The organism is Pseudoalteromonas sp. CO325X (assembly GCF_004208955.1).
In the GTDB taxonomy this organism is placed as follows: Bacteria; Pseudomonadota; Gammaproteobacteria; order Enterobacterales; family Alteromonadaceae; genus Pseudoalteromonas; species Pseudoalteromonas ruthenica.
Window position 1 is genome coordinate 1 of the sequence record NZ_SGPG01000003.1, and the last position, 15,707, is coordinate 15,707.

A 15,707-nucleotide genomic window follows, 5' to 3' on the forward strand; every position below is an offset into this window, starting at 1 on the left:
GTGGATGCGCATTATAGGGAGATTCGATTTCCACGCAACCCCTTTTTTAAAGAAAACTGCAAAAAATGGATCGTTTGCTTTTAATTTAGGCATTACGGCTTAAATTAATACAAAAAGCCGCTATTCGGCGGCTTTATTGTAGGACTTTTATTGTTGGATGGTTAACTTCCAACCGGCATTACGTTGGTAGAGTGTCTCTTGGTTAAGTTCGCTTAGCATAAGCGGGTGTTGCTTTAACCATTGCGAGTCTATAGATAAGATGAGTGTCTCACCTTGAGCATTAATAGCTAGTTGCGGCAGTACATCATCTTTACGGCGCATAGAGAGAATAACAGCTAAACGCAAAACTCTAACCAAACATATCGCTAGTTGTTGGTGCGCACCAAGGGACTCAAACTGGTTTGCACTCAAGTCCCCCTTGTGGCTTTGCACTAACATAGTCACTAATAAGTGCTGTTGACGAGTGAACCCTGGCATATCGGTATTTTTAAGAATATAAGCGCCGTGTTTTGGATATTGCTTATATTCAATTAATAAACCCACTTCATGGAGTTTTGCGGCGCTATGCAGCAAAGCGTGATCAGTCTCATTCAAATGCCAATCATTGGCCAGTTGTGTGGCGAGCAATTTGGCAATACAGGCTACGCGCTCACCCTGGCTATGATCTACATGGTAACGGGTAACAAAACTGTCGATAGTACGTTGTCTAATATCTTTACGCTGTAGTTCAGGGATCATGCTATAGAGCACCCCTTCGCGAAGCGCACCACCGGCCAAGCCCATCGCTTCAATTTCTAACACTTCAAAGATAGCAATCAGGATTGCTAATCCAGAGACAAAGACCAAACGACGCTCTTCGCTTAAACCAGGAAGTTGAAGACTATCAATATTGCTATATTGTACCGTCAGCTGTCGAATATCGTGGAGCTTATCCAGGGTCAGTGTTTCGTCCTGACGCTGTGCGACCATAATTTCTTGAATTGCTTGTACGGTGCCTGATGCACCAGCGGCATAGTCCCATCCGGTGTGTTTATACTTAGCGGCGATCGGCTCGACAATATTTTTCGCCGCAGCAATAGCAGCATTATAGTTTTCTTGGCTTAAAGCGCCGTCTTTGAAATAAGCTTCTAGATAGGTAACACATCCCATATTGAGGCTTTGATAATGTATAGGGTGGGACCCTTCACCGATCACCACCTCGGTACTCGCGCCACCAATATCAATAACTAGTTGCTTGCCACTGCAGGAAGAAGTGTGTGCAACGCCTTGATAAATGGTTTTAGCTTCCTCTTCACCACTAATAACATTCACCGGGTGACCGAGAATCTCTTGCGCACGGTTCTTAAACTCTTCGGCGTTAGTGGCTAAGCGCAGCGTTGCCGTGGCAACAATGTAAACCTGATGGGCAGGAATATCCTGCAAGCGTTCAGCAAATAAGGCTAAGCACTCCCAACCGCGCTCCATCGCCTCTTGGCTCAGGCACATTTGCGCGTCTAGCCCTGCAGCAAGACGTACTTTACGTTTAACCCGACCAATTGTTTGCAAAGAGCCAGCAACGGTCTTAGCTATCAGCATGTGAAAACTGTTTGAGCCAAGATCGATTACCGCATATAAATCATCTTGGAGGGAAGGTTTCACCACTTGTTATTACCTCAAAAAAAGCTTGGCATAGGCCAAGCTTGGGGATCATTTACTTCTAACGCGGCTGACGACGCCGATTTTGCCCTTGGCCTTGGCCTCGACCGCCATTACGAGAGCGTCCTTGCGGCCCTCGGCGTTTAATCATTTTTGGTGCTTTGATGTCATCCAACAATGCACTCTTGTCATAATGGGATAATGGGATGCTGTGCTCTATATATTCTTCTATCTCTTGAAGGTTATATGCATACTGCTCACAGGCAAAGCTAATAGCGTGTCCTGAAGCACCAGCGCGCCCAGTTCGACCGATGCGATGCACATAGTCTTCGCAGTCATCCGGTAGGTCATAGTTAAATACATGACTTACTTCCGGGATATGCAATCCGCGAGCGGCTACATCCGTAGCTACCAGAAAGTCTAAATCACCTTTAGTGAATTGCGCCAGGATAGACTGACGTTTTTTCTGATTAACGTCGCCTGTTAATAGCCCAACTCTGTGGTCGTCAGCTTTAAGCCAAGCATATACCGTTTCGCAACTGTGTTTAGTATTAGCAAATACAATCGCTTTATCTGGCCATTCTTCTTCAATTAAGGTTAGCAGCAGCTTCATCTTGTCTTCTTGTGAAGGATGGAACAGCTCCTCTTGAATACGCTTACCCGTTTTCACATCCGGCTCAATTTGCACATGCTCTGGATTTGTCATGTGCTCAAACGCAAGCTCTTGGACACGATAAGACAGTGTCGCCGAGAACAATAAGTTCAGTCGCTCACTTGCTTCCGGCATCCGCCTAAACATATAACGGATGTCTTTAATAAAGCCAAGATCAAACATACGGTCGGCTTCATCAAGGACGACTACCTCGATATCATTCAGGGTGTAACAACCTTGCTTATAAAGGTCGATCAATCGTCCTGTGGTGCCAATTAAGATATCAACACCTTTTTCCAGCTGTGCCCGTTGTTTTTCATAATCCTCGCCACCATATAATAAACCTAGTTTAAGGTTGCAGTGTGGCGCCAAGATTTCTGCGTCTTTGTGGATCTGAATCGCAAGCTCCCGAGTGGGAGCCATGATCAGGGCTCTTGGTTGCTGACCCGATGGCTTTTGACTACGCAATAAGTAATGGCAAGTGGCCGTAAGAAACGCCAAAGTCTTGCCGGTGCCCGTTTGTGCCTGACCAGCAATATCTTGGCCAGCCATAATGTATGGCATACACTTTGCCTGAATTGGCGTGCAGTATTCAAAGCCACTTGCTTGCAATCCGGCAACCACTTCCGGTGCTAAAGCAAAGTCTGCAAATTTTTTATCGGTTAAATGTGTCTTATTCATAGCGATAAAGCATAACGCTTAAACTTGCAATAAGAAACAAGAGTGTTTAAATACGCACTAAATAAATTCGCCAAAATTAACGGAGAACGTGATGAGCGATAAAATTATCCAATTAACTGACGACAGCTTTGACGCTGACGTATTGCAATCAGACAAGCCTGTACTAGTCGACTTTTGGGCTGAATGGTGCGGACCTTGTAAAATGATTGCGCCAATCCTTGACGAAGTAGCTGGCGAATTTGACGGCCGTGTAAGCATTGGTAAACTCAACATCGACCAAAACGCAGGCACTCCGCCTAAGTTTGGTATTCGTGGTATTCCAACTTTATTGCTATTTAAAGATGGCCAAGTTGCAGCAACGAAAGTAGGTGCATTATCTAAAGCTCAGCTAGTTGAGTTTTTAGAGAACAACCTGTAATCACGCCGTTAAAAAAGGGCTTTGGCCCTTTTTTACTCTACAATTGTGTTTAAACACTGGACGATGCGCTTTCGAGCTGCTAGTTTATAACCCCAACAATCCTAAGTTTATCCAAAAACCTCACTCGGAATACTTCCATTTCGAGACGATAAATAGTTAAAGAACCCACCAATATGCATTTACGCGAACTGAAAGACAAGTCTATCAAAGAACTTGTAAAACTAGCCGAGTCTATGGGCTTAGAAAACGTAGCCCGCCTTAGAAAACAAGATATTATCTTCTCAATCTTAAAAGCGCACGCCAAAAGCGGTGAAAACATTTATGGCGGCGGTGTCTTGGAGATTTTGCAAGACGGCTTTGGCTTTTTACGTAGCTCTGAAGCCTCGTACCTAGCCGGCCCTGATGATATTTACGTCTCGCCAAGCCAAATTCGTCGTTTCAGTTTGCGTACTGGCGATACGATTGCGGGACTGATTCGTCCACCTAAGGATGGCGAACGCTACTTCGCACTATTAAAAGTGAACGAAGTTAACTTCGATAAACCTGAAAACTCCCGTACTAAAATCCTCTTCGAAAACCTTACTCCACTGCACGCAAACGAACGTTTACGCATGGAACGTGGTAATGGTAGTACCGAAGACATCACCGCACGGGTACTGGATTTAGCCTCACCAATTGGTAAGGGTCAGCGAGCCCTGATTGTTGCTCCGCCAAAAGCGGGTAAAACCATGTTGCTGCAAAATATTGCCCAGTCTATCAGTTACAATCAGCCTGATTGTGAGTTGATGGTTTTGCTGATTGACGAGCGCCCGGAAGAAGTAACAGAAATGCAGCGCTTGGTGAAAGGTGAAGTAGTAGCGTCAACATTTGATGAACCTGCCAGCCGTCACGTACAAGTAGCCGAAATGGTGATTGAGAAAGCCAAACGTCTGGTTGAGCACAAAAAAGACGTGGTTATTCTTTTAGACTCCATTACCCGTTTAGCCCGCGCCTACAACACCGTAATCCCATCATCAGGTAAAGTACTGACCGGTGGTGTTGATGCGAATGCGCTACATAAACCAAAACGCTTCTTCGGTGCAGCGCGTAATGTTGAAGAAGGGGGTAGCTTGACCATCATCGCTACAGCTCTAATTGATACCGGCTCAAAAATGGATGAAGTCATCTACGAAGAGTTTAAGGGTACAGGTAACATGGAACTGCACCTTAACCGTAAGATTGCAGAGAAACGCGTATTCCCAGCAATTGACTTCAACCGCTCAGGTACACGCCGCGAAGAATTACTCACCAAGGCAGATGAGCTTCAGAAGATGTGGATTTTACGTAAGATTGTCCATGACATGTCGGAAATCGATGCCATGGAATTCCTCATCGATAAGCTTGCCATGTGTAAAACCAACGATGAATTCTTTGATTCGATGAAGCGCAAGTAATAACTGCTTTAGCTTACTCGTAGGCCGTGACTGTTTTGCAGTCGCGGCCTTTTTTATTTTGCGCCTAGACGAGATTAGTCTATATCTTAGATAGGGCAAAATATAATCAGTAAGCTAATGAATCTTAGAAATTTTTACCTTCTCTTTGTGGCGGTATTAACATTCACGCAAGTGATAGTGGCCTACCAGTTCACCTCATCGTGGTGGCACACTGCACTTATTTTATTGCCCACTTTGGTTATCCTCGCCTTGTTTATCTACGTTTTGAAACGAGGCTCTGTACAAGACCATGAGCTGACCGCTGCCCTAGCACAACACTTGGTAGATGGAGAAAAAGTGAACGTCAGTTTTCGCTTTGATGACAGCAAACACGCTCCCCAATCTTATCTGGTATTCAATAGCTGCTTAGCCACCATTGAGCATTTAATTATGGAGATTCATGCCAGCTCTGCACGCCTTCTTCCGATGGCTGATGAACTTACCGATACTTATTCCTCAGTCACTCAAAAAGCGATGATGCAAAGTACCCATGGTAACGACATGGTAAACTCATTTAATGACATGCTGCACATTACGACCCAACTCGGTGATGGCATTGACAATATTTGTGGCTCGTTGGAGCTGGCAACAAACTCAGTAAAGCAAACCAAAATCGATGCTGATAAAAGCCAGCGCAGCATGCAAACACTGTCATCACAGATAGCACAAACCAATGATGAATTAGCGCAGCTGCAACAAGACAGCGAAAAAATTAGTTCGGTGATTGATGTTATCAATGCCATTGCTGAACAAACCAATCTACTGGCATTAAACGCCGCGATTGAAGCGGCACGCGCGGGGGAAATGGGCCGTGGCTTTGCTGTGGTCGCTGACGAAGTTCGCCACCTCGCTGCACGCACGACCAAATCCACCAGTGAAGTGCGGGAAATGGTGCACCATATTCAGCAAGGGACGCAGCGGGTCACCGAGTTGATGCAACAAAGCATCTCGCTGACACAGGAAACCGTTGAATTATCCGCGCAAGCAACCAACGAGGTCGACCAAATAGAGCATTCCATGCTCGACATTAGCGCCCATTCAGAACAAATCCGCAGTCAATTGCAGCAACAGCATACGTTGTCGGATAGAGCGCAAAGCTGCGTCGATGCCATGCAAGAGCTCAACTCAGACGCGCTGTCTAGCTCGCGAATACAATCAGTATCATCACAAGACTTGCTCAATCTCGCACAGTGTATAGAGCAGAAGATAAGCCTATTTATTACCAGTGAAGAACATTATGATACCCGCAAACGTAATGATCCCAGCCGAAAACACATAGATGCACTGCCGCAAACGACAAGCCATAGTGAGGATCTTACGGGTGATATTGATTTATTCTAGTTCCAGATTTGCCAAGTCTTCGATTAATACACCGACTTGCTCTTTATCCTGATACTTTGCCGCAAGTTCAATATCGCATACCAACTCCGCAATGGTTTGGCTGGCAAACATCTGCGCAGCCCCTGCTAAGCGGTGGGCGACGGCCTTAATTTCATCGAGGTCATTACGAGCATGTGCATTTACTAAGCTTTCGATCTCTCTTGGCAAGGTGTGCATAAAGCTTTCGTGCAAGTCGCTCATATCCACACTCTGAGCCGCACGAGCGTCTATTTCAACATTCAAAAAGTGCTCTAGGGTGCGGCAAAACTCTTCTTTTTCGATAGGTTTCGCCAAGTGATTAGTGAACCCAGCAGCTTTATACCGTTCAATATCATGGGTCATGGCGTTTGCCGTTAAAGCGATGATCGGTTGCGTATAGCCACATTGGCGCAACAAATTAAGAGCCTCAAGACCATCCATTTTTGGCATTTGGATATCCATCAACACTAAATCAGGGCAGTGCTGCAAAGTAAGCTCTACAGCTTGTTCACCATTAGCAGCGCTGTGCACTTTAATACCCAAGTTGGTAAGTAGACGCTCAATTAGTCTACGATTATCCTCGTGATCCTCGGCCAGTACCACCTCACCGGAAAAGCTCAGGGCCCGTGCTGCCTGAATCGTGTCGTTGCTGCGCTCGTCCATTTCCATACAACGACAAGGGATATAGAAGCTAAATGTACTGCCCTGCCCCAAAACACTGGAGACGCTTATATCTCCACCCATAATCTGCGCTAGTTGCTGCGATAGGCTAAGACCGAGGCCTGTGCCGCCAAAGCGCCGGCTGATGGAGTTATCACCTTGGCTAAAGTTCGCAAAAATGGCATCAAGCTTATCTTCAGCAATACCAATCCCGGTGTCTTTTACACGAAAGCACACGCCTTGCTCATCAGCAGTAATAGCAAGTTCAACCTCACCTTGCTCAGTGAACTTGACCGCGTTAGAGCATAAGTTCACCAGCACCTGTTTTACTCGAATGTAGTCAAACTCCGCGCCGAAGCTTGCTGGCAACTTATTATTAATACGAAAAAGAATGCCTTTTTGTGATGCGCTTGGCTGGAACATGGCATTTATATCCGCAAGCAAGGAACAAATACTCACTGTTGAAATAACCAACTCCAGCTTGTTGGCCTCGATTTTACTCAAATCGAGTACATCGTTAATCAGCTCTCCAAGATGTTGGCTATTGTTGTAGATAACTCGTAGCTCCTTGGCTACTTGCTCGGCGGGCACATCGCCTTCGATGATTGCTTGCGCTTGACCCATAATAGAGGTCAGTGGAGTGCGTATTTCATGGCTGATATTGGCCAAGAATTGGCTTTTTATTTCGTTTGCCGCACTGAGCTGATCGGCCAACTCCTCCAGCTCTTTGGTACGTTGCTTTACTTTATCCTCTAGCATTGCCGTGGCTTTGCGCTCGGCAGAGCGCCGGAATAACAACACTATACTGATAAAAGCCAATATCAGTATACCTGCAGCCAGAAATGTCATTTGACGACGCTGCTGCGCTTCGAGTTTGTCTAACTGTTGCTGTTGCTTGAGCGAGTCAACCTGTTGTTGTAGTTCCGTGGCATTGTACTTAGCTTGGAAATCATTCAAAGAACTGGCTATTTTATTGCTTAACATCTCTTGCTGCTGGCGCTCATAGCGCTCGTATAGCAATGCGCTTTTGACATGATCACCCTGCGCCGCAGTCACGAGTAATTCAATTAAGGAAATCGCAGGAGAAGCTTTGTCATCGGTCACCTGCTCGCGCATGGTGTAAACCTCTCGCAGCGCTTGCTGTGCCTGCTTATATTGGCCTTTAGCGAACAGCAACTTGGCTTCAATCTCTTTAATATTGCTGTTGTAATGCAAATTATCCATTACCTCAGCCTGCGCTTGGGCGTCACGCATTTGCGTATACGCGGCATCAAAACGCCCTTGCACGAAGTTTAACTCAGCTAAGCGAATAAGATTGACAATATGGTTTGGGCGGTCGCCATTTTCTTGGTATTTCACCAGAGCTTTTTGGTAGTAAATTTCTGCTTGTTCGAAATCCATACGTGATTGGTAAATAGAGCCTAAGTTAGTCTCCATTTGCGCTTGCCCTATGGTATCGCCCAAACGCTCAAAGCTATCACCTATTTGCTCATAAATATCGAACGCAGCTTCGAAGCGGTACCAGTCCATGTAAGCAACGGCGATGTTGTGCATGATATTAACTTGGTCATACTCGTCGCCATATTCATCGTAAAGCTCTTTTGCCTTTGAATAGGAGGCGATGGCCGCTTCGATTTGGTCTGCGCCAGAATAAGCCAAGCCAATATTATTATATAAATGGGCTGCAATAATGGGTTTGTCGATTTGCTCGATGATCTCGATGGCGCGAAGATAATCTTCGATAGCGGTTAAATCTTGACCCCGGTAGTAGTGGCTAACGCCTTGCATCTGTGCGTATCGGGAATGCTCAATTACCGTGCCGTGTTTTGCAGCTAGTTGCTCCGCGCGTAAATAGTAGCGAGCCGCCTTTTCGTAGTTACTGTCTTCAAAAAACTGTTTGGCGATAAAGGCATTAACTGCTAATTGTTGTGGTTCAGAGAGAGGTTGAGCGAGTTTGCTGATGGCGTAATCGCGTTGCAATTGCTGAGGTTGGGAGCGAATATCGTCAATCAGCGCATCACCATAGCTCAGGCTAGTAAAAAGTGAGCATACAAGTAACTGGATACACACCAGTAACCGAGGGAGCTTCCTTTGCGACATATTCCATTTCACTGTATTTTAAACCCTGTACACCCTACGCTGGGCAATCTCATTTACGTTTACGGTTTTATTATGGACGACTCACATTACAACCCACTCATAGAGCCTATCTTAGCGCTCTTAACGGACGGTCAAAGTTGGAAAGTCCATACCCTGGCTAGCCAATTAAAAGCACACGGTCACCTTGGCCGCCTTGATGAAGACTCCATGGCCGATTTAGCTAAACGCAACTTCATCATTATGAATGCACTGTTTCAGCTGCAAGATGAATTGCTCAAAAGCGACTGCTATTTGTCCATATCTAGTTTACATATTCAGCTCGTTTACGGCCACCCAAAACAACGACCTAGCAGCAACGATTCGTTGCGAGAATATTACCTCAATTGGCAGAATTACGCCTTATCTCGCGAGCAAGTTATAGACTTGTTAGACCAGTTTTGGCAAGCCTTGCCCATTAACACTTTAGACGATACGACCCTAGCACGTATTAACAAACGTTGGAAATTGTCACAGCCGATTCAAATACAAGCACTAAAAAAGCGATGGCGCGCGCTTGCGCTTGCGCACCACCCGGATAAAAACACCCACAGTAACGCAGACTTTCAACAAATTCATAATGAATACCAACAGTTACTTCAATATGTACGAGTAAAAAATAACAATTGCAATTGATAATTACTTTCATTAACATGCGCAACGTTGTTTTTTATCTAGGTAATTATTATGAAACGCCACGCGCTCACTTTAGCAATCGCAGCTGCCTTCCCTACCGCGACTCTCGCAACTGAAAACATGGAAAAGATCGAAGTCGTCGGCTCGTATTTTAACGACTATAAAGTGGATAGCGCTTCAGGCGCCTTACGCACAAATACCTCATTGCTAGAGACGGCTCAGTCTGTAACTGTTATTCCTGACACTATCGTTAATGAGCAACTGGCCACCACACTCGGCGAAGTACTGAGTAATGACGCCAGCCTTACATCGGGCTCGAAACAGCGTAACCGAGAAACATTCAACATGCGTGGGTTTGGCTTAAGTTCATCGACTGGCTACTTACGCGATGGCCACCAGCATTGGTCTCATTACCAACAACCGATTGAAATCCTTGAGCGTGTTGAGGTTATCAAAGGCCCTTCGAGTATCCTCTATGGTCAGTCTGGTCCGGGCGGATTGGTCAATATGGTGACCAAAAAGCCCACCGCCAATCAATTTATTAACCTTGCGGCAGATATCGATCAACACGGCTCCACTCGCTTTATGCTTGATGCAAGCTCTGCACTAACCGAAGATGAGCGCCTGCGCGGGCGCGGCATTTTAGTCAAGCAAGATGTAAACTTCTGGCGCGAATACCCCAACGGCGAAGAACGCGAACGAGACCGCTTTTTGGGCGCTATGGTGTTAGATTATGACCTCACGGACGACACCCTAATACGCGTACATTATGACCGCACTGATGATAAAACTGGGTTAGACACTGGGGCTTGGCTAAACAACGATGGCGAGCTTATCGGTGACGATAAAACGATTTACGATTTTTCTTGGGCATTCACTGATATAACTGTGGAGAATATCGGCCTTGATGTGAACCATTTCATCAATAACCAGTGGCAAGTGAAAGTAGGCTACAACGAGCAAACGTTCGAGCGCCAACGTTTTGAGTCAGCACCGCGCAAACCGAGCGACTATCAAGTCGGTGATAGCTACACCTCGCGCCCCTATGATCGCTTTGATGATTGGCAATTTACTACCGCCTACATCGACTTTGTTGGTGAATTTAAGCTGGCCAATATGCAGCACCAACTACTGATTGGTGCCAATAGTCTAGATTACTATTATGGGCAGCTTCGCACCCGCGCAGATGCAGTGGATCACACGCTCGCGCAGCAACAGCCAAGCCGCCCCAATGTAAGCTATCAGAGCGATGATAGCTTATACACCGCAGAATATGACTACTATGGTATCTATATTCAGGATTTGATCACTGTGAACCCACAGTGGCAAGTCTCTATTGGTGGACGTTATGATAAGCAAAATAAAACCGGTGCCGACAATGAATCTGTACTTCCTAAACTGGGCGTACTTTACCACCCACTGGATACCGCCACGATTTACCTCAGCTACTCAGAAGGCTTCGAGCCGCAGGGCGCCGATAAGCTCAATAATGAAACCGACAAGAATCATAATATGAAACTTGACGCTGTGACTTCTGAGCAAATAGAGCTCGGTGCTAAGTGGCAGTTGTTCGATGACCGTTTACTGCTAAGCGGCTCACTGTTTGATATCAGTAAAGACGGCACCTTAGTCACTGAGCTCGTTGAACACCCTGATTATGATTCAATCACTACACAGGTGGGCGAGCAGCGCCATAAGGGCCTGGAGCTCGCCGCACAGGGCGCGGTCACCGATCGTTTTTTCGTCATGGCGTCCACCATGTATCTAAATGCTCAATACGAACGTGATGAGAATTATGAGGGCAACCGCCCTGCGGATGCACCCAAGTGGTCGGCCTCACTGTGGTCACGCTATGAGCTTAACGATGCCTTGGCCTTTAATGCTGGCGTTTTTTATACCGGAAAACGCTTTGCCGACAGTGCCAACACCGTAGAGAAAGACGCGTATACGCGCGTCGATGTCGGTGCTACCTATGCGCTTAAGCTTGCCGGTAATGACATTGACTTAAGACTCAATATTGAGAACCTCTTTGATACTGACTACCTTGCCGGCGGTGGCGTCAGTAATGTCACTGTGGGCGAAGGCACGAACTTCCGCCTTGCAGCCCAGTTCAGCTTCTAACCATAAAGAGGTCGCCACTTGGCGGCCTCCTTCCCTTCCGACCTACCGCATAAATTATCACCATGAGTAAGGATGTGATTAAATACATTTTTATCTCAAGACCTAGGAACAACCATGAAGTTTGTCTCTTTGTTGGCACTGCCCCTACTCGCATTAGCGCCAATACAGCAAGCAGCCGCAGAGCAATTTACCACTGAGCAATTACAACACACCGCACAAATTCGCCAGCAGGCACAAAACAGCGAGTTAAGTTGGCAGCTCGTGGAGTCCCTTACTACCGAGGTCGGCCCTCGCCTTCCGGGTACCGAGAATGATAAAAAGGCCGTCGCTTGGGCCAAAGCTCAGTTCGAACGGCTCGGCTTCGATAAAGTATGGCTCGAAAAAGCCCATTTCCCGCACTGGCGCCGCTATCATGAATCAGGACATATACTCACTCCTAGCAAACAACCGCTGCATCTAACGGCTTTAGGCAACAGCGTCAGCACCGCAAAAAACGGCCTCACCGCCCCTATCGTATTGTTTGAAACGCTGGCAGAGTTACAAGCTGCACCCACCGGCTCGCTAGCAGGAAAAATTGCCTATGTGAACTATCGCATGAACCGTGATATTGATGGCAACGGTTATGGGCCTGCAGTGAAAGCGCGCAGTTCAGGCGCCGTTGTTGCGGCACAAAAAGGCGCAATTGGCTATATGATGCGCTCAGTCAGCACCAGTCATCACCGTTTTGCTCATACCGGTGGCAGTCACTACCAGGAGGGGGTAAGCAAGATCCCCAATGTGGCTATTGCCAACCCAGATGCCGATCAAATTGCGCGACTTATCGCACTCGGCGAACAAGTCACCGTGCACATCAATATACAAACCGAAGACTTAGGACAGGGCGAGAGCTACAACGTGATTGGTGAGATAACTGGCCATAGTAAACCTGATGAGTACGTTCTCTTAGCTAGCCACCTTGACTCATGGGATTTAGGCACCGGTGCCTTAGATGACGGCGCAGGGGTTGCAATCACCATGGCAGCAGCAAAGCATGTGGCAGAGGTGAAACGCCCGCAGCGAAGTATTCGTGTTGTCCTCTTTGCCGCTGAAGAGCTTGGCCTATGGGGTGCTAAAGATTATGTCAAAGCACATAGTGATGAGTTAGATCACATCGTTGCCGCCGCCGAATCGGATTTTGGCGCCGATGTCGTGTATGCGTTCGAGTCGAACGTGCATGCCCAATCCTTACCCATAGTGCGCGCTATTGCTGAGCAACTGAGACCTCTCGATGTAACCTATATCGGCGCAAACTCAGCCCGAGGAGGGCCGGACTTAATCCCGTTTGAACGAGCACAATCGAGCCCTATATTTGCCTTGCATCAAGACGGCACCGACTACTTTGATTACCATCACACCGCTGATGACACCTTAGATAAAATCGAACCACACAAGCTAAAGCAAAATACCGCTGCGTATGCCGTTTTTGCCTACATGGCCGCCGACGCTAAGGACAAAATTCAAGCAAAATAAAATCTTGCTAACATTTTTTAGTTGCGCTAGTGTGAAAGATACTTGCGCAACAAGGAATGTTAGTATGCCAGTTTCTGCCGTCCCCACCGAGCGGCTCGCTCCAACTCATATCAATAAACGCTTTGGCCGCTATTCAGTACTCAGTGTTTATGGCTTGCCCTTGATGCCGCTAGGCAGGCCCGGCGCAACTCTGAGCCATTGGCTCATTTGGGCGACTTACCATAGCGTGGGCTTGTGGCTTATTGCAGCATTAGTGGTTTTGCTTGTTAATCATAATCACCAACAAGGGCAACAAATGGCTGCCAACTTAGCTGCGCCCAAAATTTGGGATGTGTACGTCTTCGAAAAGCAAGGCCTAAGTCGTGCACTTGGCAAAGACGCAGCGCCGGGGTATCAAGTGCTTCAGGTTAAAGCTGTTGACTCTGATACCGTCACTTTCAAAGTGAGTAGTGTCACTTATAAGCGAGAAAGCGGTACAGACAAAGCCATCAGCATGGATAATTTAATGCTTGATAGCTACTTTTTAACAAACCCCATCTCTCTTGAACGCCAGCAGCTCGCCCCTTTATTTGCGCAGGGCACGATTATTTCAGCCCGTCGCCCAGAGCATATCTACATTGACGGCGGCATCGTTCGTCCACGACCTAAGCCAAAACCTCTCTACGAAGGGCCTAAATTAAATCAAGCCAACCAAAAAGGTATTGAGTATTTTCGTCAAGGCTTGTGGACTGAGGCATTGAGCGCTTTTCAGCGTGGTGCCGAGCAAGGTGATGCTTGGTCGCAATACAACTTAGGTGACATGTATTTAAAAGGCCAAAGTACTGAACAAGACACTCGACAAGCATGTCTGTGGTTTAAAAAAGCCGCCGAACAAAACCACCCTAAAGCTAAAATAGCGCTAAAGCACTGTAGCTAGTAAGCGATAACTCCTAGCTGTTACTAAAAGCCGGCGTCAAGCAATGTTATGTTGCAATATAACACCTTACTGTTACTATATAACAAAACATGGAGCCAGAATAATTATTAAGGAGCTTGCTTTGCGCTTACGTTATTTACCATTATTAGTTGCGACGACATTATTGTGGGGTTGTGGCGACAGTATTGATGACCTAAATCAACCCACAGAAACTGTACCTGAAGAGCACTCAGAGCATGAGCATAATGATGAACACATCGCCGGACGCCTATTAATTTCGGCGGCTGAACAGGCTGAAGTAAGCGTATTTAACGCTGAGGACTTAAGCCTCGTCGAGCTACTACCGACAACGCATGTGGTATCTGGCATTTACGCTACACCCTCTTTGCGTTACGCTGCGCTGATCCAGCGAGACCAAGGCTTAGTAGAGTTTATTGATGGTGGCGTTTATAGCGAAGACCATGGCGACCATATGCACCCTTACGAGCAAGCCCCTAGCTTGTCATCGTTACAACTTAGTGGTGCTAAGCCGACACACTTTGACGCTGCAGAGCAACAAGCGGCCTTATTTTTCGATGGTGATAAACAAAACACGGTCAACGCATCAGTCACCTTACTTGACGATCATCATATTGGCGAAGGTGAGGTAATTGCCCACCATGAGTTTGCTACTTATATGCATGGTGCCGCACAGATACGCGGCGACTATGTGCTAGCAACCTATCGAGAGCCCAGCAGTGACACTGTATTGCCTAGCCAAGTTGAGCTGTTTCACCGCCATGATGATCATCTTCACCATGAACTACGCTTTGCACCAACCTGCCCGATGCTCCACGGCAGCGCGCAAAATGAAGAACATATCGCCTTTGGTTGTAGCGATGGAGTACTGCTAATAGAACAGCAAGATACGAGCTTCAGTGCCCATAAGATAGCCAACCCTGAGGGGCTTGAGGGTCGCATTGGCACCATCAAAGCAAGCCATAATTCGCATGACCTGCTTGCCATTACCTCAGCAAAGCGATTGTTCAACCTCGATCCAGAAAATCGTGAAATGACCGAAGTGTTATGGCGTGATGAAGCAGACGTCGATGCTTTGGCTAGCACCTTTAGCACTCATCACGGTGCTTACTTTATTCTCGATAATCACGGTGACTTGCACGTTTTTGAAGGCGATGGTGGCTGGCATCACAGCACTCACTTCAACCTCTTTTCTGAGGTATCAGAGAACTACCAGTTAGCGGTTGCCGTAGACGAGGAAGCTCTTTACGTGCTCAATCAGCAAGAGAACATGCTACACAAAGTGGACTTAGAGTCGCAGGCTATCACTGCGACCCAAGAGCTTAACTTTGCTGCCAGTAAATTGCAGTGGTTGGGTATTGCTCAAGATGAGCATGACCACGCACATTAGGTTTGTTCCCGTGGCCTGCTTGCCCTTGCGGCTGTAGGCCATTTTCTTACTAAAAGGCCCTGTTTTAAAACAGGGCCTTTTTACATCGCTCAATCACAAGCTAT

General features: G+C 46.8%; 11 protein-coding genes. 8 read left to right on the top strand and 3 right to left on the bottom strand.

From position 1 onward, the window contains the following. Positions 1-147: 147 nt before the first annotated feature. Both gppA and rhlB read right to left on the bottom strand, forming a co-directional pair. On the bottom strand, positions 148-1,641 hold the full coding sequence (gene gppA / locus EXT46_RS01500) for a guanosine-5'-triphosphate,3'-diphosphate diphosphatase (protein ID WP_276319712.1): 1,494 nt from the start codon (positions 1,639-1,641) through the stop codon (positions 148-150). 55 nt (positions 1,642-1,696) lie between these two features. Continuing rightward, positions 1,697-2,968 carry an ATP-dependent RNA helicase RhlB gene (rhlB, locus tag EXT46_RS01505; RefSeq protein ID WP_022943567.1) on the bottom strand — a complete coding sequence of 424 codons (1,272 nt, stop codon included), beginning with the start codon at positions 2,966-2,968 and terminating at the stop codon, positions 1,697-1,699. Positions 2,969-3,059: 91 nt separating this feature from the next. On the opposite strand from rhlB, the gene trxA reads away from it, so the two are divergent. The 3 genes from trxA to EXT46_RS01520 all read left to right on the top strand — a co-directional run bounded on the left by trxA (position 3,060) and on the right by EXT46_RS01520 (position 6,199). Further along, positions 3,060-3,386, top strand: coding sequence for a thioredoxin TrxA (gene trxA, locus EXT46_RS01510; protein ID WP_022943568.1), 327 nt, complete (start codon positions 3,060-3,062; stop codon positions 3,384-3,386). Between the two features lie 173 nt (positions 3,387-3,559). Continuing rightward, positions 3,560-4,819 carry a transcription termination factor Rho gene (gene rho, locus EXT46_RS01515; RefSeq protein WP_022943569.1) on the top strand — a complete coding sequence of 420 codons (1,260 nt, stop codon included), beginning with the start codon at positions 3,560-3,562 and terminating at the stop codon, positions 4,817-4,819. Between the two features lie 117 nt (positions 4,820-4,936). Beyond that, the gene (locus EXT46_RS01520) at positions 4,937-6,199 is read left to right on the top strand and encodes a methyl-accepting chemotaxis protein (RefSeq protein ID WP_130144776.1); all 1,263 of its coding nucleotides are present in this window, start codon (positions 4,937-4,939) and stop codon (positions 6,197-6,199) included. Here the strand turns inward: EXT46_RS01520 and EXT46_RS01525 are convergent. Next, entirely contained in the window at positions 6,191-8,977 is a 2,787-nt protein-coding gene (locus tag EXT46_RS01525; RefSeq protein ID WP_045979501.1) for an ATP-binding protein, read from the bottom strand. The genes EXT46_RS01520 and EXT46_RS01525 overlap by 9 nt on opposite strands. Before the next feature lie 72 nt (positions 8,978-9,049). Between EXT46_RS01525 and EXT46_RS01530 the strand changes: the two genes are divergently transcribed. From EXT46_RS01530 to EXT46_RS01550, 5 genes are all read left to right on the top strand, one after another. Continuing rightward, on the top strand, positions 9,050-9,649 hold the full coding sequence (locus EXT46_RS01530; RefSeq protein ID WP_130144778.1) for a DNA-J related domain-containing protein: 600 nt from the start codon (positions 9,050-9,052) through the stop codon (positions 9,647-9,649). A gap of 51 nt (positions 9,650-9,700) precedes the next feature. Then, complete coding sequence (locus EXT46_RS01535) at positions 9,701-11,770, top strand: TonB-dependent receptor (RefSeq protein WP_130144780.1); 2,070 nt, start codon at positions 9,701-9,703, stop codon at positions 11,768-11,770. A 114-nt stretch (positions 11,771-11,884) separates the two neighbouring features. Continuing rightward, positions 11,885-13,279 carry a M20/M25/M40 family metallo-hydrolase gene (locus tag EXT46_RS01540; protein WP_130144782.1) on the top strand — a complete coding sequence of 465 codons (1,395 nt, stop codon included), beginning with the start codon at positions 11,885-11,887 and terminating at the stop codon, positions 13,277-13,279. 64 nt (positions 13,280-13,343) lie between these two features. Beyond that, positions 13,344-14,195, top strand: a complete 852-nt coding sequence (locus EXT46_RS01545) for a tetratricopeptide repeat protein (protein ID WP_165381038.1) — start codon at positions 13,344-13,346, stop codon at positions 14,193-14,195. Positions 14,196-14,316: 121 nt separating this feature from the next. Beyond that, entirely contained in the window at positions 14,317-15,603 is a 1,287-nt protein-coding gene (locus EXT46_RS01550; protein WP_130144786.1) for a hypothetical protein, read from the top strand. The last annotated feature ends 104 nt before the right edge of the window (positions 15,604-15,707 follow it).